The sequence below is a fragment of the Wolbachia endosymbiont (group A) of Andrena hattorfiana genome (assembly GCF_947179565.1).
Lineage (GTDB): Bacteria > Pseudomonadota > Alphaproteobacteria > Rickettsiales > Anaplasmataceae > Wolbachia.
The window spans coordinates 389,251-412,122 of record NZ_CAMXBT010000003.1 but is presented as its reverse complement, the minus strand read 5'-3'; the positions used below and the strand labels follow the sequence as shown (position 1 = coordinate 412,122).

Here is a 22,872-nt window from a genome sequence, read left to right as displayed (position 1 = left end):
ACTTTAACCAGATTTCTTTACACCATATTTTGAACGAGCTTTCTTTCGATTTTGCACGCCACGCAGATCAAGGGCACCTCTTATTATGTGATAACGCACACCTGGCAAATCTTTAACCCGCCCACCACGTATCAAAACAACAGAATGCTCTTGTAAATTATGACCTTCACCAGGTATATAAGCTGTCACTTCACCATACCCACTAATTTTTACTCTGGCTACTTTACGGAGTGCTGAGTTAGGCTTCCTAGGAGTTGTAGTATACACCTTAGTGCAAACACCCCTCCTTTGAGGGTTGCTTTCCCCCAAAGCTGGTACCTTTTTCTTATGGGTCAATCCTAATCTACCCTTACGTATTAATTGATTTATCGTAGGCATATGTTATAAACTCAAGCTCATTAAAATAACTAAGTTTTTAGTTATAAAATAATAAACCTCAATAGTCAATATAAAAATAAACATTACTACTCTAATAATTAAGCTCAACTGCTTTGAAAGCCATCAGTAGACTTCTTGCACTACCTCCCAAGCCACAATTGTCATTAAGTAGAAACGAAAAACTTGCTTGACAAACTCCGCCAGCCCCCTTATTATGACAATAAGGGTATTTATGACTCAAAACTTGTTTTTGACCTGCAGGCTCAATGACAAAATTCAGTAAAAAACTTAGGGTATTTTTTGGCGGATTACATAAAATTATAGCGGCTGCATGTCTTTTAAATTTTTTCTACATTCAGCCAAATCGCGCTTATTTTAAGCGTTAGCACATTATTACAGCGCCAGTTTAAATTATTATAGGGTCAAAACTCGCACCATGGGGCTTCTTTTGCCTTTTTTTCGTTTAGTAAATTTCTTAAATATTTATAACTAAACGACAACCGTCATCCCTGTAAAGGTCAAGTATCCCGCTACGTGTTAGCGGGATCTATGCTAAGAGATACTGCGGCGGTATGACGTAGGGGTTGCCAAGAACTTGTCATTCCAGTGCTTGACACTGGAATAGGTGTGTGTATTTGTGAAAAAAATCTCCATGAAATTTGTGAAGCAATGTGGTGGGACTAGTGCGATTCGAACGCACGACCTTCGGATTAGGAGTCCAACGCTCTATCCTGCTGAGCTATAGTCCCGTGTTTCCTACCATTTATGTAAAGTTATAGCAAAAAATCCTTCTCTTTTCTAGATTTCTTGCATAACCAATTTATGACGACAAGAAACATTTCTGTACTTCTTGAGTATAATGCTATTATATTTAATAACATGGTTTAAGTAAGATTAATGCTAGTTAACAACATTGGTTATTTCTATAACAATCAAGACGACTTTGCTTTAAGCAATATAAACATTAAAGTAAAAAAAGGAAGTGTTGCATGTTTATTGGGGCATTCTGGCTGTGGCAAGTCAACAATTTTGAAATTAATTGCAGGGATAGAAAATCCAAAATCTGGAACTATTTTTATAAATGATAGGTTAGTTGCAAGCAATAAGGCATCAGTCGCTATAGAGCATAGAAATATCGGATTGATTTTTCAGCATTCTGCATTATTTCCTCACAAAACAGTAGTAGAAAATATAACCTTTGCTATCCGCAGCTCTTCCAAGAGAGAAAAGCACCTAATTGCATTGGAAATCTTGAAGTTACTCAATATAGAAAAATATGAAAATATGTACCCTAACGCCTTATCTGGAGGACAGCAACAATTAGTTGCAATAGCAAGAGTGATGGCACAAAACCCTGATGTTGTGTTGTTAGATGAACCATTTTCTAATTTGGATATACTGCTCAAGTGCCGAATAAGACAACATATATTGTCCCTTTTTAGAAGTAAAAATATCCCTGTGCTAATGGTAACTCATGACCCGCAAGAAGCATTGAAAGTTGCAGATTTTATCTACGTAATGAAAAATGGTAAAATTATTCAATCAGGAGTTTCTAGCGATATATACCATAGGCCTAAAGATGGTACGCTAGCAAAGTTTTTTAGTGAGCTCTCCTCTCCTCTATAGTTAAGCGAAAAGTTTCCACTTATTCGCTGCAAGAAAACAATCTAGTTTGGAATTGTTATAAAATAATTAAAAAACCTTGATTTATAATTAAATAAAGGTGATATAATCTATGTGTTACTTGACTTCAGTCAAGTTTTAATATTTAAAGGTCAATATTTTAAATGGAGGTGAAAATGAGTTTAGGACCATGGCAATTGTTTCTAGTCTTGATAATAATTTTAGTTCTGTTTGGTGCAGGTAGATTACCGCAAGTTATGGGTGATTTAGGAAAAGGCATCAAAAACCTTAAACAGGAGCTTAAGGACTCAGAAAAATTATCGTCTAATGAGCCAGATCGTTAGCGTCCTCATACTTCGTGACATGCACCTTAGTGCATGTCATCTGTTTAAAAACTTAGTCAGGTTAAAAAATGAAAGAGATAAAGTGTTGGTATGAAATAAATAACAAATATTGAAATACAGCAACAACTATGTTAGCTTAGGAGGAATATTTTATTAAAGGATAATTGTGCAAAAAAGTGAGAAACTAACTAAAGATAAAAAACTAGCTTCTGATATTCTAAAAGAGGTTGCAGATACCAATAACAATGATAGCGATAAAGTAACTTTGTTTGACATTAAAACAGCTTTGCATGAGCGCGGTTTTGGTATTTTAATAATCATCTTCTCCTTGCCGCTATCGGTGCCTATACCGGTTCCACCTGGTTATACAACTATTCTTTCTATACCTTTAATCTTATTCTCACTGCAGCTTCTATTTGGATTTGATTCTCCTTGGATGCCGCATTGGTTGGAAAGAAGGTCTTTTCAGCGTTCAACACTAGCTCTTGTGGTAGAGAAAACTTCCCCTGTATTAGAAAAAATAGAAAAATTCATGAAGCCAAGACTGTCTTTCATTTTCTATGGGCCTGGTGAGAAGATTCTGGATTTTATGATGTTGCTTTGTGCAATAATAATAGCTCTTCCATTACCTTTTACTCACTTCCTTCCTGCAATTGGCACAACTCTTATTTCACTTGGTATTATGAGTAAAGACGGGTTTCTATCCATATTGGGAGTTTTAGTGTCATTGTGTGCGTTGTTGCTTACTCTTGTTGTAATAGTCAAAGGACCACAACTTATAACCGGAGCACTTTCTCTTCTTAAAAGCTTTACAACACTTTAACAAAAGAATGAAGTACTAGCGCGAAATGAGTAATGCATATTGAAATAAAACAATAATTGTGTTAAGAATTATTTTTATCAAGGGTTTTTCGTGTCAAAAAATGATAAGTTGACTAAAAGTGATAAACTAGCTTCTGATATTCTAAAAGAGGTTGCAGATACCAATAACAATGATAGCGATAAAGTAACTTTGTTCGATATTAAAACAGCTTTGCATGAGCGCGGTTTTGGTATTTTAATAATCATCTTCTCCTTGCCACTATCGGTGCCTATACCGGTTCCACCTGGTTATACAACTATTCTTTCTATGCCTTTAATCTTATTCTCACTGCAGCTTCTATTTGGATTTGATTCTCCTTGGATGCCGCATTGGTTGGAAAGAAGGTCTTTTCAGCGTTCAACACTAGCTCTTGTGGTGGAAAAAACTTCTCCAGCATTAAAAAAAATAGAAAAGTTCATGAAACCAAGAATGTCTTTTATTTTCTATGGGCCTGGCGAAAAAATTTTAGCTTTTGTAATGTTGCTTTGTGCATTATCAATAGCTCTTCCATTACCTCTTACCAACTTTATTCCTGCAATTGGTACGACTCTTATTTCACTTGGTATTATGAGTAAAGATGGGTTTCTATCCATATTGGGAGTTTTAATATCATTGTGCGGACTATTGCTTACTCTTGTTGTAGTAGTCAAAGGGCCACAACTTATCATTGGGGCATTTTCTTTTCTCAAAAGCTTCGTATATGGTTAGGCTTTACAACACCTTAACAAAAAAAAAGGAACTTTTTACACCAATCGATAAAGATCATGTGAAAATGTATGTTTGCGGACCAACAGTATATGACACAGCACATATAGGCAATGCACGTTCTGTTGTTGTGTATGATGTGTTATTTCAGCTACTTAAGTTTTGTTATGGCAAAGTTACCTATGTGCGTAACATAACCGACATTGATGATAAGATAATTAATGCAGCAAGCGAGAAAAATAGCAACATAGAAAGTATAACCACATATTACATTAAAGCTTTTCATGATGATATGGAAAGCATAAATTGTAAAGAGCCAACACACGAGCCAAAAGCAACGGAAAACGTAGATTATATTATAGAATTAATTGAACATTTACTGCAATCAGGCCACGCTTACGAATCTGACAAACACGTGTATTTTAATATAGAATCTTACCATGAATATGGTGCTTTATCAGGAAAAAAAACTGATGAATTGGTTCCAGGTAGCAGAGTTGAAGTTAATGAAAATAAAAAGCACCCTGGAGATTTTGTACTGTGGAAGCCTGCAAGTGATATTGACTACAAACTTTCAAGTTATTGGGATAGCCCATGGGGAGAGGGCAGGCCTGGATGGCATATAGAATGCTCAGCAATGTCATATGCTTATCTTGGCAAAGATTTTGATATTCATGGTGGCGGCATAGATTTACAATTTCCTCACCATGAAAATGAAATTGCACAGAGTAAGTCTGCATTTGCTGGATCAATGTTTGCAAAATACTGGATACATAACGGCTTTCTTACAGTAAATGAAGAAAAAATGAGCAAGTCCTTATTTAATATAGTCAAAGTAAGAGATTTGCTAGATAGTGGAATAAAGGGTGAAGTAATACGCTATGCACTGCTCAAAACTCACTACAGAAAACCACTTGATTGGACAGAAAACGTTATTTCTGATGCACAGGAAACCTTAAATAAATTTTATCGGTTATTACGTGGCTTAGATACAACGAATATTGATGAAAGTAACGCAGAGATTTCTAAAGATTTTATAGACGCTTTAAAAAACGACTTAAACATTCCTGAAGCTCTAGCTATACTGCATGAAATGGCTGCAAAAATCAACAAAATGAGTAATGAAAGTGAAAAGCTTAAATTAACTGAGAGTTTTGTTAAGAGTGCCAGATTTATTGGTCTTCTTGAGTCAAGTTATCAAGAGTGGTTTGCTGTGGATGTAAATCATCAAGAAATAGAAAGGTTGATAGACTTAAGAAAAATTGCAAAAAAAAATAAAAATTACGATACTGCAGACAAAATAAGGGATCAGTTGAAACAAAAGGGGATTACAATTTCTGACAATGAAGATGGTACAACAACCTGGTAAATTCATATGGAAAACTACTTCCTGTTATTCACAGATAGTCTAGTATCATCATTAGTCTTACCCATACATCAAGGTTTTGTGTTCAATACCATGCTTTATTTCAGGTCGTATTACACTCCACTACTTATGTTATTTTTTGGAGTACTAGGATCAAGCCTTGGTGGAATAGTTAATTGGTACTTAGGTAGAATAACAATCTCTATACGAAAATCATACCACAAATTAGAAAACGAATATACAATGCCAAAAGTTACAAAAAATTTGCTAATTTTTGCAACTTTATTACTTTCATGGGTGCCAGCACTTGGAAGTGTGATTCAAATTTTATCAGGTTATTTCAAGTTAAACCTTTATATCCTTGCCCCTTTAATCATTCTATCTAATTTCTTCTATTTGTTATATCTAATACTTACTTTTGGAGTATAACAGCTATAGTACTACAGCTATTAAAGCCCACTTCTGTCATCCTATGGCCTGACAGAGGCTGAGCTATAAATTAAATGCAAAATTTCAATAGTCACGGGATGCACCATGAGCTAAAAGCAATTCCACAAGCTCTTGGTGATTATTATTAGCTGCATAATACAATGCTGTTCTTCCTTCATTATTTTTAGTGTTAACGTCTGCATTGTACTCTAATAGTATCTTAACTACATCAATCTTTCCCTTCATAGCAGCGAGGTGTAGTGGTGTGTTGCCGTCTTTATCCTTAGCGTTAACATCAGCACCTTTTTGAATGAAGTATTCTGTTGTTCCCAACATTTCATTCAAATCATCCCCCCATAATAGACGGTTATTCTTGGCAATCAAGTGCAATGGTGTCCAGCCACGTTTGTCTTTAGCATCAACATCACTACCATCTTCAACAAGACATCTTACTACCTTCAAGTTCGCGTATAAAACTGCCCAGTGTAACGACGTTAGATCATCATTATCTTTAGCATTAACGTCAGCACCTTGCTCTATAAAATATCTTACCATATCAATCTTTCCTCTGATAGCAGCCCAATGCAATGGAGCACCGCCATATCCGTCTTTGATATCAATATCAATTCCTTTACCAATTAGGTACCTCACCGCATCCAGTTTCGCAAACCTAATAGCCTCATGTAACATAGTTTTGCCATTGCTGTACCTAGCACTAACATCAATACCTTTTTCTTTTATAAGGTATTCTGCTATATAAAAATTTTCATTCTCAACAGCCCAGTATAACGCAGTCCGGCCATAACTATCTTCAATATCAACACTAGCGCCTTTATTTACAAGATATTTTACCATGTCTAACTCTCCACTCTTAGCAGCCCAGTATAATGGCGTTTGGTAAAAACAGTCCCTAGAATCAATACTAGCACCTTTATTGATCAGGTATTTTACTATGTCCAATTTCCCATTTCCAGCAGCTAAATGCAATGGAGCAATATCACACCCATCTTTAGCATTAACAATCTCACTAAGCTTATCTTGATGTTTTTTCTTTATATATGCTAATAAGTTTTTAATCGCTTTATAATCATCATTTTCAACAAGCAAATGTAAATTAGTATCTTTGTAAAAGTCATCAATCAACCTACCGTGTTTACTTGCATATCCCCAAATAGATGCAACATGAATTTTACTATCTTTCGCTAAATCACCACTGTTTATCAATTCTAGAGCCTTTCTGAGGGTTTTCTCTTCTTGTCGGTTCTCTTGTAATTTTAATCTTGTTACTTCCTGTACTAGCCTGTGGATATTTACTACTCCTTCCCTTAATTTAATCATTGAATATCGATTAAGTAACTCAACAGCATTCCAAAGCTTTGCCTTATCATTTGTTATTAATTTTGAAAAAATTTCTTTGATGCGGATATTGTCAGGAGCAAGATAGGCCATTATTTCAAGAATGCTTAATGCTTCAAAGCCATATTCCTTGCATATATATGTCATCGTAATGTTCCAAGTTGTTAAAACTGTTTTAGTATAACGATCTTCATTTTCATAAACTCCTTTCTTAAGCAATTAACCTGCATTTTGTTGATACTCTTTTAAGTAATCACTTATTTTAAATCTCTTATCACCCCTTAATCTTGATTCCTCATTTCGATCTTGAATATATACAACTGCTTGTCCTAAAGCTAATGGAAAATATTGTAATTCTCTTGTTAGCTCTTCTATTTCCCTATCCTGTAAATTGTTCTCTATGTTCAAAGCTTTTCTAACAAATTCTAAAGCTTCTACTTCACCAAACTCATCTAATTGTATTACTTTTATATCACCTTCTCCTCTCACATTCCACTTACAGTCACGAGAAGTAATTAAAACATAAGGTTTTTTATGCCTAGGATGTAAAGATGAAGGTAAAAACCTTTTAATACCTTTATATCCCTCAGCATTATCAAAAATGAACAGGCTTCTCCTTCCCCTTCTTGCAAAAAAAGCATATGTTTCTTTAACAATAGTTTCTATCATCTTGTCATTTCCGTACTTATCCTGGGGAGAAATGCCTAGTTTATCATCTTTAGCTAAGTCCAGAAAAGAACTTTCCATAGTCTGAGAGTTTTCAGCACTTATCCATATAACATTGCCACCATAATACTTTCCATACTTGTAAGCATATTTCCTAGCTAACTCACTTTTTCCCACTCCTCCAAGACCACTAATAGTAGCAACCTGCGATATCACCGCTTGCCTGCCCGTGCTCCTTTGTAGTGCGTCATGTAAGGCTTTTAATTCAATACTTCTACCAGTAAAAGATGCCACTGGCTCTATTATGCCAAACCAAATCGCTCCTAAAATTTCCTCTCTTATTTTTTCAAAAAACTCATTTATTTCTTCATGTGATAGAAACTTTCCCTCTCTTGCTTTCATCCAATCCAGAACTTCTACCAGAAAGCGACCAAAAACGTTCTTTTTATCGATATTATTAAATTCTTTGCCTAACTCATTCTCAATGATTTCCGCTAGTTTTATCTCGTTAGGTTGATTTACTGCAAATACTAATTTATCAAAAAATTCCCTTATATTCTCTTCTAACCTGCCTTCATTTGTCATTTGCTCAAACTCACGTTGCCATACCTGATTTCTTTCCAATTTTCTTTTTTAGTTTTGATCTGATTTACCTTGAAGTTCTTTTATCTCCTTTTCCAATTCTTCTATTGCTTCTTTTACAGCACTCTTAAATGCCGGTTGCACTATTGAAATCATGTTATCGTGAGTACAAGAGAACTTGTATCTCGTACCGCCGTATTTAAAAAAAATATCACTAGTGCTTATTACTTTAACTGCAATTTCTATTCCCTTGTTTGGTCCCGAAGTTTTTACTTTCAACTTTTTTATTGTGTTTTGTGTTGTACTTTGAGCTAGATCGAAACCGATATTAGTACAGATAATAAAGTCCTCTAGGTCACCATCTGCAAAATCTTGATTATTTTTAATCTTTAGGTAGGGAACAAAATATTTTGCCAAGCTAAATTCACCACTTTTATCTTTTGAAAGCAATTTGCCTACACCGATTTTTTCGCATTTATCTTGCTTGTGTTTGATTTGTACAAACCTATGTACTGTTGTTCCATTTTGCCTATATCGAAAAACAATATCATCAAAACCTGCAGCTGATTCCATTTCTGTGGCTAAGCGGAAAGAATATTCTCTATCTACTGCACGTTTGAGAAACAGCATTAGCCACTTCAATTGGTAAATATCACCATGAAAAGAGCGTTTTCTCCCTCCAGCAGGATAAGTTTCAGGCATCCTCAACCTCACATAATTTTATAAATAGTACCCATAAATGGTAAAAAAGTTATATGTCATGATATACAGATATCGTAACAAAGACCTTGGAATATCTACGAGATGTGCTGTTATGTAAATAAAAAAATGTGACTAATTACTTAATCTTTCACTCAAAATTGAATTCACAACATCAGGGCTGGCTTTTCCCTTAGTGGATTTCATGACTTCACCGACAAAGAATCCATATAATCTTGTTTTACCGCTTTTGTATTCTTGAACTTTATCTTGGTTGCTATTGATGATTGTGTCGATAATTTCCGATATTTGACCTCTATCGGTTATTTGCTTTAGGTCCTGCTCTTCTATGATGAGAGATGCAGGTTTGCCAGTTTCAAACATACTATCGAATACTTGTTTGCCAAGTTTAGCAGAGATTGTTCCATCAACAATAAAATCTAAGAGTTCGGACAAAGCATTTGCTTTGATTGGAGAGTCAGCAATATCAATATTTGCTTTATTTAAACGACCGAAAAGCTCTACAGTTAACCAGGTGACCGCGAGCTTTGAATCATGTTTTTTTATCAGTTCCTCAAAGTAATCAGCAATCGCCTTATCGGAAGTAATGACGTTTGCATCGTATTCATTGATACCTAATTTTTCAATGTATCGCTGCTTTTTCTGCTCTGGCAACTCAGGCAAAGATGATTGAATTAAATCAATTTTCTCCTGGCTTACCTCAACAGGTAATAAATCAGGCTCAGGGAAGTATCTATAGTCGCTTGCATCTTCTTTGTTTCGCATCACTTTTGTTTTTCCCGAAGCAACGTCAAACAATAAGGTATCTTGACTTATTTCTTCCCCACCTTCTAAAATTTCAATTTGTCTTTGTATTTCATAGTCTATAGCTTGCACAATATAACGTATCGAGTTCAGATTTTTTATCTCACAACGAGTGCCAAATGTGCTACTGCCTTTTAGGCGGACAGAAACATTTGCATCACAACGAAGTGATCCCTTTTCCATATCACCATCACATGAACCAATGTAACACAAAATCTGCCTCAATTTTTTCATGCATTCTGCAGCTTCCGCAGATGAACGGAGATCTGGTTCTGAAACAATTTCCATTAAAGCAACCCCTGCACGATTTAAATCCACATAAGTTTTGCTTTCCTCATGAACGCTCTTTCCTGCGTCTTGCTCTAAATGAATTCTCGCAATTCTTATTTCCTTTTCATTGTCGTTGATAAATACTCTACCATTTTTAACTATTGGCTCAAAAAACTGGGTTATCTGGTAACCTTGCGGTAAATCAGGATAAAAATAATTTTTCCGATCAAAGTAAGAACACTTATTAATTTCTGCAGAAAGTGCAAGACCAGTGCGTATTGCTTGCTCTATGCAGTAATAATTTAGTATTGGCAGCGTACCTGGCATTGCCGCATCAACTAGAGAAACTTGAGTGTTATGCTCAGCACCAAACTCCGTTGATGAGCTAGAAAATAGCTTCGTATTAGAAGAAACTTGAGTGTGCACCTCAAGCCCAATTACCGCTTCCCAATCCTCTTTCGTCATGTATTTTATTTAAATGATAATCTTAATATTCTGCAAAATTAACACAAAAAGTCAAAACAAAACCCACATTTTTATTTTTTGTCTTAACTTTTTAACCTATAGTAATTAAAATATGACCTTACCCAGAAAGAGTGAAGAGAAAGAAAAGGCGTTTTTTTATAATAAAAATGTTTTTTCAAAAGGAGTAGTAATGACAAAAAGAAGAGAATATACAGTTGAGTTTTAATTAGAAGCTGTATGTTAAACAGCGTAGACATTCTGCTATTAATTATTGCATTCCTGAGCAATTTGATTCATTATTCTTTTTGTAAAAAATTTTCTTGACTTTCTCTCTACTTTTTCTGGGTAAGGTCACTTTAAAGGAAGTCTAATAGATGCTACATAGAAATCCAGATGAGTTTCTAAAGTCTATTCCAAAAGATAAGCGCATAATGTGCCTTGACATGGGAGAAAAGCAAATAGGCATAGCATTTAGCGATAAAACACAGCTTATAGCCACAGCTCATAGTGTATATTATAGGAAAAATATGAGCAAAGATTTAGGTTATCTGCATAGAATATTCAAAGAAAATGAAGCTGGATCAATGGTAATAGGACTACCATTAAAAATGGACGAGCAAGAAACTAAATGGTGTAAAACCATAATCCAATTCGCAAATAAAATAATAAAAAAATATAAAGTACATATATACTTACAAGACGAAAGCTTCTCAACATCTATCGCAACTCATACACTAAAAATCACTGGAATATCAACCACAAAATCGAAAAAAATAGATGATAAAATCTCCGCATGTATTATTTTGCAACGAACGTTAGACAAGATAAATACAATCAAATAGTTTTTTCAGATCTGGAAATCTTCAAACTGAATCTCATATAAAAGTTACTCAACAAAACAAGAACCTTTCGTATAAGCATGACAAATTGCTACAGCAAGAGCATCAGCAGCATGGTGACATTTTATACTCAAATTTTTAACTATTTGCTTCACCATAAATATAATCTGATCCTTATCAGCATGGCCATTTCCGGTAATGCTTTTTTTTACATAGTTTGCATCATATTCATTCATAGTTAGCTTTGTTATTTTTAACGCTAAAATTACAACCCCTCTTGCATATCCTAAAGTTAGTGAAGATTTAGGATTTTTATTAACAAAAATTTTTTCTACTGCAGCTTCATTCGGAGAATATTGAAATATTACTTTCTTTAATTGTTCAAAAATTATATGTAAGCGTTCACCTGTACCCAATTTACCATCAGTTGATATGGTACCGCCGCCCAAAAATTCAATATTATTTTTCTCGTTCAGGCTGATAATGGCCCAACCAGTCTTGCTTATCCCTGGATCTAGACCTATTATTTTAACCACTTAATAAACGCTTAACCAATAGACAAACAAAAATAAAAACATCCAGACTACATCTACAAAGTGCCAATACCAGGAGGCAAACTCAAAGCACAAATGGTCCTGAGGTGTAAACTGGCCTTTCCGCGCTCTAAATAAACACACTGATAAAAATATTATTCCTATTATAACGTGTGCGCAGTGAAAACCGGTAATCATATAAAAATTGGATGTATAAATAAGCTTTTCTCCTGTTTCTTGTAGAGAAAAACTCGCTTCATGATACTCTATTGCTTGCACTATTATAAAAAAAACCCCAAGCAATATAGTTATGGACAGCATTTTAATCATGCTCTTTTTATCATTTTCAAGTAAAGAGTGATTTGCCCAAGTAATTGTTGTACCAGAAAGCAATAATATTAATGTATTCATGAATGGTAATGACCATGGATCAGGCGGCAAAATCCCCTCAGGGGGCCATTCAACTTTTTTTGCAGGAGAAAACGCCTCAAATAAAAAAACTGGATCAAGCCAGGCTTTAAAGAATGAACAAAAGAACACTATAAAAAACACGACCTCCGAGAGAATAAATAAGTACATTGCAAATTTGAGTCCATGTTTTACAATGGCAGTGTGACATTTGTCATAAATGGCCTCCCTTATTACATCTCTCCACCAATAGAACAGCACCCCTGATACTGCGGAGATTCCCAGAACTAAACAAAACATTCCGAAAATTTGTTTATGAAGCGCGCCAACTAATCCAAGTGTAAGAATAAGAATTGCTGCTGATATAGCAATTGGCCAAGGACTTGGGTCCACTAAATGAAAATCATGTTCTTTACTTTTCATAGCATTTTAAAAAATACTTACTAAGGATACAAATTAGCTTAAAATTGTCAATGTTCCTTAGGAAATTGATTGAATCTTGAAAAATTATATGCACCGTTCAAAAAATCTAACACAAATTGTGCAGTTATTCTAAACAACTCAAGCATTTTGCTCTTTTCATTTTCTCTTGCTCTGCTGCAATATCCATCAATAATATTTTCCAAAATAATGCATCCAGACTTTGCTGAATCACTGTAACAAAAATAAAACCAATCCCTATATCTATTATTTTTTTTGAATCTATTTTTCATGCTATCAACGACAGTCTTGTATATAAACATGCAAGAATACAAAACCGTCATAGCCTCATAGGTATTACTATGCGAGATGGATAAAAGAAAATTAGTGAAATTAAAACACTCAAGAGATTTCTTTCCACGACTTATACTGTACATAGTAAAGTAGTAGTCATATAGCACTCTATTAACAGTCACTGCTCTTTGGGCTACTTCAGTAAGCGAGATAATACTACTATAATCTTCCATTCTGGATGCAGTAATTAAGGTGGTACGAATATAATCACCTAAGAGCAACGTCTTTTGTTGAGCATAGAATTTGAAGTTCTCTATATTTAGGGTGTTATTCGCCAACTTAACATTAAAAGGATGCTCAATTATATCCTTTAAAAGATTTGACCCGTAACAGCTCCTAATTATGCCACTGAACACTGTAGTTACCGATAAAGATCAAGTCAACGTAAATAATCCGCTTCTAATATTCTTTGCTAGATATATTAGAATAATACATCTCATCCCAGAATATTACCTCAAGTTCTAATCCGTTACGAAAAAACTCGAGCATCTTTTTCTTCTCCTTATTACTAGATTCTCTATACAGCTTATTCACAATCTCAGTTATAGCATCAGCTGTGTTATCCACTATATTAGTATTATAGAGATTAATCCATTTTTTATACTTATTGCTTGAAGGAATGCTATCTTTTACCGTATGTTGAAAGGTGATCTGACACATACCAAAACATGGATAAGAAGCTGCTAAGCCTTCAGCTACTGAATTATGGTATGCAGCACGCATGAAGAAATCAATAAAGGCAGAACTAGATTTCGATCTTTTGTGATTATCGGATGAGTTACATTCTGTAAACTGCTCCTCACATAGACTTCGCATACTGAATATTTTACGAGCTATAAAGGTTAATTTATCCATTGTTTCAATATCATTAGCTCTAGCTGCAATAATTAAAAAAACACGAGTGCAATCCACTAAGCATAAAAAAGTCTGTTGAACGTAGAACTTGAACTTCTTATAACTTAATTTGCCATTCATCAATTCAGCATAAAAAGGATGTTCTTCTATTCTATCAATAAGATCAGATAATTCTTTTATAGCTATGCTACAGAATTCTTCTTCTATTCCGTTATACATTTTATGAGCCTCACAATAAAAACTGAATATAATAATTATCACTAATATAGTATAATTATTATGAAAAAGCAATTATACTTCAACAATAAGCTAGTATATAAATATGAGGCTGTAAATCAAAAATTTTAGCAATCTAAAGAAATTTTACTATTACCTTCTATATTGAATTCTCTACAAAGATCAGCAGACAAGTTCATGCTTTCCCAAGAAAATCCACCGTCATTTTCTGACTCTTTACCAAAATGTCCATAACAGGCTGTACGTTTATATATAGGGCGATTAAGCGATAAATGCTTGATTATGCCTTTTGTTGATAAATCTATACTATTCTCGATAAACTCTTTAATTACTCTTTCCTCCACCGCATTCGTACCAAATGTATCAATATAGAATGAAGTAGGTTTTGATACACCAATTGCATAAGAAAGCTGCACAAGACAACGTTCAGCTAAACCTGCAAAGACAATATTTTTAGCAAGGTATCTTGCCATATAAGCTGCAGATCTATCAACTTTGGTTGCATCTTTTCCGGAAAATGCCCCTCCACCGTGTGGAATATAACCTCCATAGGTATCAACCATAATTTTTCGTCCGGTTAATCCACAATCACTAACCGGTCCACCAATAACAAATCTACCAGTTGGATTGACTAAGAGATTTTCCTCAGGACATATCCACCCTTTAGGTAAAGATGAAACTATGTAAGGATAAATTATTTCTTTTACTTTTGATTGATCCAAATTCTCAGGGTGCTGTATTGAGACAATGATACTTTCAGCACGTACCGGGAGGTTATTCTCATATGCCAAAGTGATTTGTGATTTTGCATCCGGACCAAGCTTTGCTTCTTTAACTGCGCTCATGATATTTTTCAGAATCGAGTGTGCATAAAAAATGGGTGCTGGCATAAGGTTTTCTGTCTCTGTTGTTGCATAGCCATACATTATGCCCTGATCCCCAGCACCTTGATCCAACCCTATTGCAATGTCATTTGATTGCTCATGCAGCAGTATATTTACCTTCACTTTTCTCCAGTGGAAACCATCATGCTCATAACCAATATCTTTTATTGTATTCCATACAATACTTTCAATCCTGCTATTTTTGATGTTAGGTCCGAATACTTCCCCAGCTATAATAACGTTATCTTTGGTGACTAAAGTCTCTATTGCAGCTCGCGCAAAAGGATCAGTGAAAAGGTATTCATCAAGTATTGCATCTGAAATTTGGTCTGCTACTTTATCTGGATGACCAGCCGCCACTGACTCACTGGTTACTAAATTTTTATATAAACTCATGCTTTAGGTTTCTGCTTATACAATACCAAAACCGCTATAAAAAACACAGTTAGTAATTACTAAATGGTGGGCCTGGGAAGAGTTGAACCTCCGACCTCACGCTTATCAGGCGTGCGCTCTAACCACCTGAGCTACAGACCCCTGATTTATTCAAGCTGAAGCTTTCATATTATCTGTAGGCAAGATATCAATAAAAGTCTTTTTATTTGCTGACCTTCTAAAGCTGACCCAGCCTTCTACTTTGGCAAAAATCGTATGATCTTTACCTATACCAACATTCTTCCCAGGATGGAATTTTGTGCCTCTTTGGCGCACAATTATATTACCAGGAATAACCTTCCCATTCTTCTTTATTCCTAACCTACGACCTGCTGAATCTCTACCATTACAGGAACTACCACCTGATTTTTTAGTTGCCATATCTTACCTCTTACTTTTGAAGATTAATTTCATTGATACGAAGAACAGTTATATACTGCCTATGACCAGTCTTTCTACGGTAATTTTTTCTTCTTTTCTTCTTAAAGATTATAATTTTTTCTCCTCTACACTGCTCCAATACTTCAGCTTTAACAGTAGCATTAGATGAATAAGATAAGCCATTATTTGAAATACAAATCACCTTATTGACTTCTACCTCTTTTTTTTCTCCAACTTCTAACTTCTCTACTTTTATTATACTGCCTTCTTTTACTAAATATTGTTTTCCACCAGTCTCAATTACTGCAAACATGATAAATATAAATTATTGTTATTAACTTTAATCGTAAACGATGTCATACATGCTGTCAATATAAATAAAAAACATGACTTAATGCTCCTTCTGAGCTACTTAAATACTTCTATCTTTTTTCACCTTGTTATCTGCTTTTTCTCAGACAATAATTAATTCTCAAAAAATCTTGTTTTGAACAGAAGCAAAACTTGATCATTTTTAATCTCCCTCACTTTGCTTTTGCGGCAGGTCTCTAATTAAAACTCCATAATATGGCTTATTAATTATCTAGCAAAAATTCAGCTTCAATTTGAAAAAAGTACAACCTGTTGCTATTCAGCTGGGGTTTTATAAGTTATAATTTACTCCAAGCTCAAATCCATGATTATAATCTTCAAATGCTTTCAATAGACTATAACCAGCAAAAGCACTTGTCCTTGAAGAAAGCGGAAGGTCCAGACCAGAACTTATTTTATATGAGAAACCAAATTCTAACTTACTCAAATCGATAGCAGCACCTATACCAACATTGACATACGGAGTGATATCCGTGTTTGTAAACTCGTAATGATAACGTAAATTTGCTAAAATTCCTCCTTGCAGTCTATATTTAAAAATATTTGCAACTGAAATCATAGGCTCAACTGAAATTTTTACGCTGTTTGTGTAGTGATAACCGATACTATGACTAAAATTGCCAGAACTGTATGACGAAGAAGTATAGATCCTATCTCTAACCCAATCAACTCCAAAACATGGTACTGACAAAGAAACAGCAGGTAATATAGCTACTAAGGTAAGTAATTTTTTCATTTTTACCCTCCAAATATTGATATACGCATGTATACAAATATAAGCATTAAAAATAATATAATTGCAGCGAATTACTTTATTCTCTTAATCACCTGCTTTTCTCTTGCTATTGCAAGGCTTTTTTCTGGTACATCTTCCACTATAACACTACCTGCCGCAATTACAGAGTCATCATGAACATTAAGCGGTGCAATGAGTGAGCTATTGGCACCAATAAAGCAATTGCTTCCTATGTTCGTTTTATGTTTCTTTTTCCCATCATAATTACAAACAATAGTACCTGCTCCTATATTACTCCTCTGCCCTACTTTAGCATTTCCTATATAACTTAAGTGTTTTATTCTAGTGTTTTGACCAACTTCACTTGTTTTCACTTCCACAAAATTTCCTATTTTTGCCTTATTACCAATTGTTGTGTTTCCGCGTATTCTGGTAAATGGACCGACCTCAGCATTACTTTTAATTAAGCAGTTTTTTAAATGCGAAAATGGCAGTATTTTCGCACCAGACTCTATTTTCACTCCAGTACCAAAAAAAACATATGGGTAAATAACTGAATCTCTGGCAATTTGCGTATCAAGAGAAAAGAAAACAGTCTCTGGAGCAACAAGCGTTACTCCAGAGTTGGTAAAAAATTTTCTTTTGTTTTCTTGAAAGTAAAATTCAGCTTTTATAAGGTCATTTCTGTTATTTATTCCCGTTGCCTCTTCTCCACCGGTAATAACGTAACCGACATTTAAATTACTCTTCACTGCAATGGAAACTATATCGGTCAAATAATATTCATGAGTTGAGCTATTGCACTCTATTTTCTCCACCAATTCACGTAAATTCTTTGCACATGCAACCATTATTCCAGCATTTGCAAGAAACTCTTCATGATTATTTTTATCACTCTTTGCTTCTACGATTTCTCTTAAGGAACCATTCTCGATAATTAACCTACCGTATTCTTTATTGCTTGTCCTAAAACCTAGGCAAACTAGAGCCTTGCCTTCTAAGCAACTAACCATTTTAGTTATTGTGCTGCTTTTTATGAGTGGGGTATCTCCATACTGCACAATAATTATGCTCGAATCTGGCAATTCTTTCAGGTTTCTCATCGCAGTTTTGACTGCATCTCCCGTGCCAAGTGTTAATTCTTGTGTAATTAACTGTATATCCTTAAAGCACTTTAGTCTTTCAATTAAAGGCAGATCAACTACAACAGCAATATTTTCAGGATTTAACTGTTTTGCATTGTAAATGACATGCTGGAGCATGGAAAAACTGCCTATTTTGTGTAGGACCTTAGGCAAATCTGAATTCATCCGCCTGCCATGCCCTGCAGCAAGTATAACGAACGTATGAGTTTTACTTATCACTTATCTTAAAGATGAAAAATGAAAACCGTAATGATCAAGCCAGCTGATTTTGTTGTCATAAAAGCTCCTTAAGTCGCTAATTTGATATTTTAGCATTGCAAGCCTTTCTATACCAATGCCAAACGCAAAACCGCTATATTTAGTGTGATCTATTCCAACATTTTGAAATACATTTGGATGCGTCATACCGCATCCCAGTACTTCTATCCATTTACTACCTTTATAACTTATGTCCACTTCTGCAGAAGGCTCGGTAAAAGGGAAAAAAACTATTACGAAAACGTATCTTCAGCCCTTTATCTCCAAAAAACTTATTAAGGAAGTGATGAATAGTAAATTTTAACTGGCCCATATTGACATTCTCATTGACATATAACCCCTCTATTTGATGGAACATAGGGGTGTGAGTTGCATCAAAGTCGTTTCTGTATACTCTACCAGGAGATACGATTTTAATCGGAAAAGTTTTCGCTTTTTCCATAGTTCTGATCTCCACAGATGAGGTATGAGTGCGCAGCACCATTCTTTTGTCGTTTATTTTATTCTTTAAGTAGAAGGTATCTTGCTCCTCCCGCGCAGGGTGGTGACTTGGAGTATTCAGTGCATCAAATACATGAAATTCATCTTCAATGTCAGGGCCATCAACTGCTTTAAAACCCATATGTGCAAAAATAAGCTTTACTTCATTTAGAACCTTACTGAGTGGATGGACCTTGCCCATTTTTTCTGGTCTAATGGGCAACGTGATATCAACCGCCTCGTTCTGCAATTTAAAGTTAACTTCTTCGGCTTTTAGTGCATTTTCCTTATTCATTATAAGCTGATCTAGCTTATTACGTAAAACGTTGATAACTTCGCCTAAATTGCGCTTTTTTCCTGCGTCTTCTATCTCTTTTAAGTTGTCAAAATAAGCTTTAATTACACCCTTTTTTCCCAAATATGATAGCCTGACTTTTTCTAAATCTTGTAAAGAAGAAGCATTCTCAATTTCAGAGACCGCTTTATCTTCAAGTGAAGGTATTTCATTCAGTAGCTCTTTATTCATCTTAGAAACGCTGACTTAAACTTTAATTATAGTAAAATCTTGAATAGCATCAACAATCTAAAAACTGTCCCATTTTAATTATTAATTTATTGACCAATTGGTTTTTTTATTTACCTTTGCGTTGATGAATTTGCTGTATCAACCATGCACAACAGTGACGCTGAAACTGATAATAAGTACAAAATAGAGGATTTACCTAAGTTCTTTAAGGAAAGATCCAAAAACATAAGTAAAGCATTTTCTAGCAAAATAATTAAGATCAGTACCATTCGCTCGAGAAGTATTGAAAGTAATATACAAGAATTTTCATTTGAGCTAACAGCAACAGGTAAAGACACCTTTAATACAAGACCATTTCAAATAAAATCTTTAATTGATTTTTTTAAAATCTGCCTTTCTCGGGAAAAAAATTTTACAGTCAACATAAAAGTACAAAAAGAAAGCAGTGAATTATATAATAACTACTGTAAAACTAATAGTGATAAAACTGTAGAAGAATTCGTAAATAATGCTCCGCCTCAAATCCTTCTGCAAGGAATAACAATCATACTACAAACAAATGTTAAAGACATTAATTTAGATAATTTGCACCAAATAGGGTCATTTTTAAATGAAAAGCTAAAACATGCAGAAAAAACTGAAAATGAGGAACAGAGTCAAGTTACACTACAAGTAAAAGAAGCAGAAAATGAAGACAGGCAAGAACAGAGTGAAACTAAGCAAAAAAACGCACAAAATAGACAAATTGTACCATTTACAGGCTCGTTTGGCTTTAACGTAGCAAGCAAAGTAAATTGTAAAGCTCCAGTGGTTACTGCTGCAATAAAAGCTAATACACCAAAATATAGAATCTTCCTTCCCTTATCCAATTTTTTTAATGATGTAATAAGGTTATCCCTTTTAAGAACACCAAAACCTTCTATACAGAGCAACAATATACCATTTGGTGTCATTCCAGCGCTTGACGCTGGAATCCAGAAAAAAAATGGACCCCAGTGTCAGCTACTTGGATGACAAGTAGTATAGGAAATCCAATACCTCAAGAAGCAGAACAGAATGTAGGTCAAACTACTTCGCACACAGAGTATTTTAAGGCTAACAGAAAAAAGAAGTCAAAAAAGCAGACCAAAGAACTATCAGAGAAAGAAAAACAATTAGACATAAAACAAGCACAAAATGATGCTAGAGTAGCTATGTTAGATAACCAGATTGAGCGCAGGGGAAAAAAACTCGATGAAATATTTATTGAAGTGATGAATGGATACAAAAATCAAGATCCAGAAACATTTCGCAATGTTTTTAACTCAATATTCAATATTGTTTATTTTCAAGATAAACAATTACATGAAATATTAGAGTCAGGTGAGATATCAGAAGTATTAGAAATACCACAACCAGCTGGCAAGTCTTCTTTTCCAAAAGAGTATTTACATAAGCAAGTATATAAAAAAAAAAGAGCAATTGCTCAAATTAGTTTCAGGTGTTTATATACAACAACCGCCTACGCAACATGAAAATACTCCTCATAAATCTACAAACCCTTTACCAATAAATAAATCTAAAGATCCTTCGCCAGTAACAAATGAAGCTAAAACTCTACCACCTACTAACATTACACTCAAATCACCGTTAAAAACTGTATTTTCCTCAAAAAAGGCTTATTTTTGTCTATTTATAATAGTAGCATCTGCATCAACACTTTGCTTATGGCATTTTCCATTAGGAAAAGTGTCAATGTTAAAAGGATTAGTGCCACCAGAAAAAAGAGAAAATATTGGGTTAGCATTGAACATAGGGTTACCAACATTGATTACATTATGTGTTTTGAGTTTAGCTTACTTTATATATTCTGAATATTCTATAGAATCTGTTAAGCAAGTAAGTGAAAACGATCCCCTTTCTCGCGCCTATAGCTAGTGCAGGCTCAGTTTTCCTACGACATACCGCCGCGGATAGATCCCGCTAACAAGCAGCGGGATGACAGCAGTCCTACGTCATACCGTCACGGTATCTCACATAGATCCCACTAACAAGCAGCGGAATGACGAATTTGTCGTTTTTTAAATCGTCGGTAAACCAGAATTACTTTAGCTATAACAAAATAGAAGTAAGTTGTTGTAAAAAATTTTTCATGGTAAAATTATTTATTTTCACCATATGTTTAAAGGAATTATCACGGATATCGGGACTATAACTGATACTACCACTCACTCCAACTCTGATCAAATTTTCCATATCAAAACACAAAATTTACCCTCTATAAACAAAGGAGATTCAATAGCTTGCTCTGGTGTATGCTTAACTGTTGTGAACATACTGAACGATGTATTCACAGTTCAAGTGTCTCAAGAAACTATGAAGGTTGCTAACTTAAATACGTGGAGAATAGGAAAAAAAATAAACCTAGAACAAGCAATGCGGCTAAGCGACAGAATCGATGGCCACTTGGTTCAGGGTCATGTTGATGGGATAGTAAAAATTTTAACAATTGAGCGAAATTTAGATTCTCATGAAATCAAACTATCGTGCCCACAAGAATTAATTAAATTTGTTGCAAAAAAAGGCTCCGTTACACTAGACGGGGTTTCCCTCACAGTGAATTCAGTTATTAATCAGGAATTTACAGTAAATATCACTCCCTATACATGGGAAAATACAACTTTTCAGTACAACAAAATAAATGATTATCTGAATTTAGAAATTGACATGATCGCTAGGTATTTAGATCAATTGATGCAGCATAAATACAATTAATTTTACAACCTTGTTATTTACAACTATTATATCTTGAAAACCATATAGATATAAAATATGCTTTTCGATAGCCTAATTATCTTCATTGTTGTTCTATGCGTAATAATCTCGGTAACTAGAGGTTTTATAAAAGAGCTATGCGCACTAATGTTTCTATTTTTATCAATTTTTCTGACAGCTAATCACTATGATTTTTTCACTCCAAATTATAGTAAATATTTTGATTCTAAAGTTATACTAAACATACTTTCTACAATCTCTGTATTTATTATACTTAATCTTATATTCATGATAATAAACAACTGGCTAATGTACATATTATCACCCATAAGGTTGGGGTTTATCGATAGAGTTACTGGAATCTTTCTCGGAGTGCTTAAAGGAATATTGCTCTCTTATGTATTATTTTTTGCTGTGCACTTATATTGCTACACAGTATATGACAAAAAAGAATATGGCAAAAAAGAGGAACATTCTGAAATAAAAGCAGAAGACATATTGCCTAATTGGATAATAAATTCACACTCTTATCAGGCTTTATTTGTGACAGCAGAAGAAGTAATTGACATGTATGTACCAGAGTCGTTGATACTAAAAATAAAAGAGATCGGTGGAGAAATGGTTGATCAAGAAAAACCCAAAAACAATAAAAAAGAAGAGTAAATATTTATTTATAAATATGTTC

23 protein-coding genes, 2 tRNA genes and 2 pseudogenes are annotated in these 22,872 nt (G+C 34.3%); 10 read left to right on the top strand and 17 right to left on the bottom strand.

Annotated features, from left to right (window positions below; all coding sequences use genetic code 11):
• Positions 1-3: 3 nt before the first annotated feature.
• Positions 4-378 carry a 30S ribosomal protein S12 gene (rpsL, locus tag OM966_RS07085; RefSeq protein WP_006279787.1) on the bottom strand — a complete coding sequence of 125 codons (375 nt, stop codon included), beginning with the start codon at positions 376-378 and terminating at the stop codon, positions 4-6.
• Between the two features lie 672 nt (positions 379-1,050).
• Positions 1,051-1,127, bottom strand: a tRNA-Arg gene (locus tag OM966_RS07080).
• A 148-nt stretch (positions 1,128-1,275) separates the two neighbouring features.
• On the opposite strand from OM966_RS07080, the gene OM966_RS07075 reads away from it, so the two are divergent.
• From OM966_RS07075 to OM966_RS07050, 6 genes are all read left to right on the top strand, one after another.
• Positions 1,276-2,004, top strand: a complete 729-nt coding sequence (locus OM966_RS07075; protein ID WP_264329365.1) for an ABC transporter ATP-binding protein — start codon at positions 1,276-1,278, stop codon at positions 2,002-2,004.
• A 173-nt stretch (positions 2,005-2,177) separates the two neighbouring features.
• Entirely contained in the window at positions 2,178-2,345 is a 168-nt protein-coding gene (gene tatA, locus OM966_RS07070) for a twin-arginine translocase TatA (RefSeq protein WP_006013840.1), read from the top strand.
• A 166-nt stretch (positions 2,346-2,511) separates the two neighbouring features.
• Positions 2,512-3,168, top strand: a complete 657-nt coding sequence (locus tag OM966_RS07065; protein ID WP_264329364.1) for an exopolysaccharide biosynthesis protein — start codon at positions 2,512-2,514, stop codon at positions 3,166-3,168.
• Positions 3,169-3,258: 90 nt separating this feature from the next.
• Complete coding sequence (locus OM966_RS07060) at positions 3,259-3,915, top strand: exopolysaccharide biosynthesis protein (protein WP_264329363.1); 657 nt, start codon at positions 3,259-3,261, stop codon at positions 3,913-3,915.
• Positions 3,908-5,281, top strand: a complete 1,374-nt coding sequence (gene cysS, locus OM966_RS07055) for a cysteine--tRNA ligase (protein ID WP_264329362.1) — start codon at positions 3,908-3,910, stop codon at positions 5,279-5,281. Before OM966_RS07060 ends, cysS begins: the two co-directional genes overlap by 8 nt.
• Before the next feature lie 6 nt (positions 5,282-5,287).
• Positions 5,288-5,707: a DedA family protein gene (locus OM966_RS07050; protein WP_319605028.1), complete on the top strand. Its 420-nt coding sequence runs from the start codon at positions 5,288-5,290 to the stop codon at positions 5,705-5,707.
• Positions 5,708-5,791: 84 nt separating this feature from the next.
• Here OM966_RS07050 and OM966_RS07045 read toward each other — a convergent pair whose 3' ends face one another.
• From OM966_RS07045 to gatB, 4 genes are all read right to left on the bottom strand, one after another.
• On the bottom strand, positions 5,792-7,282 hold the full coding sequence (locus OM966_RS07045) for an ankyrin repeat domain-containing protein (protein ID WP_264329360.1): 1,491 nt from the start codon (positions 7,280-7,282) through the stop codon (positions 5,792-5,794).
• A complete protein-coding gene (locus OM966_RS07040; RefSeq protein ID WP_264329359.1) occupies positions 7,283-8,353 on the bottom strand; it encodes an NB-ARC domain-containing protein in 1,071 nt (356 codons plus the stop codon).
• 9 nt (positions 8,354-8,362) lie between these two features.
• Positions 8,363-9,013: a hypothetical protein gene (locus tag OM966_RS07035; RefSeq protein ID WP_264329358.1), complete on the bottom strand. Its 651-nt coding sequence runs from the start codon at positions 9,011-9,013 to the stop codon at positions 8,363-8,365.
• Between the two features lie 132 nt (positions 9,014-9,145).
• Positions 9,146-10,570 (bottom strand): Asp-tRNA(Asn)/Glu-tRNA(Gln) amidotransferase subunit GatB, encoded by a 1,425-nt coding sequence (gatB, locus tag OM966_RS07030; RefSeq protein ID WP_264329357.1) that lies wholly within the window; start codon positions 10,568-10,570, stop codon positions 9,146-9,148.
• Between the two features lie 374 nt (positions 10,571-10,944).
• Between gatB and ruvX the strand changes: the two genes are divergently transcribed.
• Positions 10,945-11,412 carry a Holliday junction resolvase RuvX gene (gene ruvX, locus OM966_RS07025; RefSeq protein ID WP_264329356.1) on the top strand — a complete coding sequence of 156 codons (468 nt, stop codon included), beginning with the start codon at positions 10,945-10,947 and terminating at the stop codon, positions 11,410-11,412.
• A 44-nt stretch (positions 11,413-11,456) separates the two neighbouring features.
• Here ruvX and ruvC read toward each other — a convergent pair whose 3' ends face one another.
• The 11 genes and pseudogenes from ruvC to pheS form a co-directional block, all read right to left on the bottom strand.
• Entirely contained in the window at positions 11,457-11,945 is a 489-nt protein-coding gene (gene ruvC, locus OM966_RS07020) for a crossover junction endodeoxyribonuclease RuvC (RefSeq protein ID WP_253309367.1), read from the bottom strand.
• Positions 11,946-12,773 (bottom strand): cytochrome c oxidase subunit 3, encoded by an 828-nt coding sequence (locus OM966_RS07015; protein ID WP_264329355.1) that lies wholly within the window; start codon positions 12,771-12,773, stop codon positions 11,946-11,948.
• A gap of 47 nt (positions 12,774-12,820) precedes the next feature.
• A complete protein-coding gene (locus OM966_RS07010) occupies positions 12,821-13,480 on the bottom strand; it encodes a TenA family protein (RefSeq protein ID WP_264329354.1) in 660 nt (219 codons plus the stop codon).
• A 43-nt stretch (positions 13,481-13,523) separates the two neighbouring features.
• Complete coding sequence (locus OM966_RS07005) at positions 13,524-14,198, bottom strand: TenA family protein (protein ID WP_264329353.1); 675 nt, start codon at positions 14,196-14,198, stop codon at positions 13,524-13,526.
• Between the two features lie 125 nt (positions 14,199-14,323).
• On the bottom strand, positions 14,324-15,496 hold the full coding sequence (gene metK, locus OM966_RS07000) for a methionine adenosyltransferase (protein WP_264329352.1): 1,173 nt from the start codon (positions 15,494-15,496) through the stop codon (positions 14,324-14,326).
• Between the two features lie 64 nt (positions 15,497-15,560).
• Positions 15,561-15,637 (bottom strand) — tRNA-Ile (locus OM966_RS06995).
• A 9-nt stretch (positions 15,638-15,646) separates the two neighbouring features.
• Complete coding sequence (gene rpmA, locus OM966_RS06990) at positions 15,647-15,916, bottom strand: 50S ribosomal protein L27 (protein ID WP_096617064.1); 270 nt, start codon at positions 15,914-15,916, stop codon at positions 15,647-15,649.
• Between the two features lie 10 nt (positions 15,917-15,926).
• On the bottom strand, positions 15,927-16,229 hold the full coding sequence (gene rplU / locus OM966_RS06985; protein ID WP_264329351.1) for a 50S ribosomal protein L21: 303 nt from the start codon (positions 16,227-16,229) through the stop codon (positions 15,927-15,929).
• Positions 16,230-16,559: 330 nt separating this feature from the next.
• Positions 16,560-17,024, bottom strand: coding sequence for a P44/Msp2 family outer membrane protein (locus OM966_RS06980; RefSeq protein ID WP_264329350.1), 465 nt, complete (start codon positions 17,022-17,024; stop codon positions 16,560-16,562).
• A 71-nt stretch (positions 17,025-17,095) separates the two neighbouring features.
• Positions 17,096-18,388, bottom strand: a complete 1,293-nt coding sequence (gene glmU / locus OM966_RS06975) for a bifunctional UDP-N-acetylglucosamine diphosphorylase/glucosamine-1-phosphate N-acetyltransferase GlmU (protein ID WP_253307320.1) — start codon at positions 18,386-18,388, stop codon at positions 17,096-17,098.
• Positions 18,389-19,433: pseudogene (pheS, locus tag OM966_RS06970) on the bottom strand (phenylalanine--tRNA ligase subunit alpha).
• Between the two features lie 144 nt (positions 19,434-19,577).
• Here pheS and OM966_RS07445 point away from each other — a divergent pair.
• The 3 genes and pseudogenes from OM966_RS07445 to OM966_RS06945 all read left to right on the top strand — a co-directional run bounded on the left by OM966_RS07445 (position 19,578) and on the right by OM966_RS06945 (position 22,850).
• A pseudogene (locus tag OM966_RS07445) lies at positions 19,578-21,350 on the top strand (hypothetical protein).
• Between the two features lie 240 nt (positions 21,351-21,590).
• Positions 21,591-22,187, top strand: a complete 597-nt coding sequence (locus tag OM966_RS06950; RefSeq protein ID WP_264329346.1) for a riboflavin synthase — start codon at positions 21,591-21,593, stop codon at positions 22,185-22,187.
• Positions 22,188-22,244: 57 nt separating this feature from the next.
• Positions 22,245-22,850 carry a CvpA family protein gene (locus tag OM966_RS06945; RefSeq protein WP_253307316.1) on the top strand — a complete coding sequence of 202 codons (606 nt, stop codon included), beginning with the start codon at positions 22,245-22,247 and terminating at the stop codon, positions 22,848-22,850.
• Positions 22,851-22,872: the final 22 nt, after the last annotated feature.

Excerpts from the sequence above, each read along its gene's own strand:
- OM966_RS07075 (WP_264329365.1), top strand. The coding sequence starts at position 1,276 with ATGCTAGTTAACAACATTGGTTATTTCTATAACAATCAAGACGACTTT.
- rpsL (WP_006279787.1), bottom strand. The coding sequence starts at position 378 with ATGCCTACGATAAATCAATTAATACGTAAGGGTAGATTAGGATTGACC.
- OM966_RS07035 (WP_264329358.1), bottom strand. The coding sequence starts at position 9,013 with ATGCCTGAAACTTATCCTGCTGGAGGGAGAAAACGCTCTTTTCATGGT.
- OM966_RS07050 (WP_319605028.1), top strand. The coding sequence starts at position 5,288 with ATGGAAAACTACTTCCTGTTATTCACAGATAGTCTAGTATCATCATTA.
- rplU (WP_264329351.1), bottom strand. The coding sequence starts at position 16,229 with ATGTTTGCAGTAATTGAGACTGGTGGAAAACAATATTTAGTAAAAGAA.
- OM966_RS06950 (WP_264329346.1), top strand. The coding sequence starts at position 21,591 with ATGTTTAAAGGAATTATCACGGATATCGGGACTATAACTGATACTACC.
- OM966_RS07005 (WP_264329353.1), bottom strand. The coding sequence starts at position 14,198 with ATGTATAACGGAATAGAAGAAGAATTCTGTAGCATAGCTATAAAAGAA.
- cysS (WP_264329362.1), top strand. The coding sequence starts at position 3,908 with ATGGTTAGGCTTTACAACACCTTAACAAAAAAAAAGGAACTTTTTACA.
- rpmA (WP_096617064.1), bottom strand. The coding sequence starts at position 15,916 with ATGGCAACTAAAAAATCAGGTGGTAGTTCCTGTAATGGTAGAGATTCA.
- tatA (WP_006013840.1), top strand. The coding sequence starts at position 2,178 with ATGAGTTTAGGACCATGGCAATTGTTTCTAGTCTTGATAATAATTTTA.
- OM966_RS06980 (WP_264329350.1), bottom strand. The coding sequence starts at position 17,024 with ATGAAAAAATTACTTACCTTAGTAGCTATATTACCTGCTGTTTCTTTG.
- gatB (WP_264329357.1), bottom strand. The coding sequence starts at position 10,570 with ATGACGAAAGAGGATTGGGAAGCGGTAATTGGGCTTGAGGTGCACACT.
- OM966_RS07015 (WP_264329355.1), bottom strand. The coding sequence starts at position 12,773 with ATGAAAAGTAAAGAACATGATTTTCATTTAGTGGACCCAAGTCCTTGG.
- metK (WP_264329352.1), bottom strand. The coding sequence starts at position 15,496 with ATGAGTTTATATAAAAATTTAGTAACCAGTGAGTCAGTGGCGGCTGGT.
- OM966_RS06945 (WP_253307316.1), top strand. The coding sequence starts at position 22,245 with ATGCTTTTCGATAGCCTAATTATCTTCATTGTTGTTCTATGCGTAATA.
- ruvX (WP_264329356.1), top strand. The coding sequence starts at position 10,945 with ATGCTACATAGAAATCCAGATGAGTTTCTAAAGTCTATTCCAAAAGAT.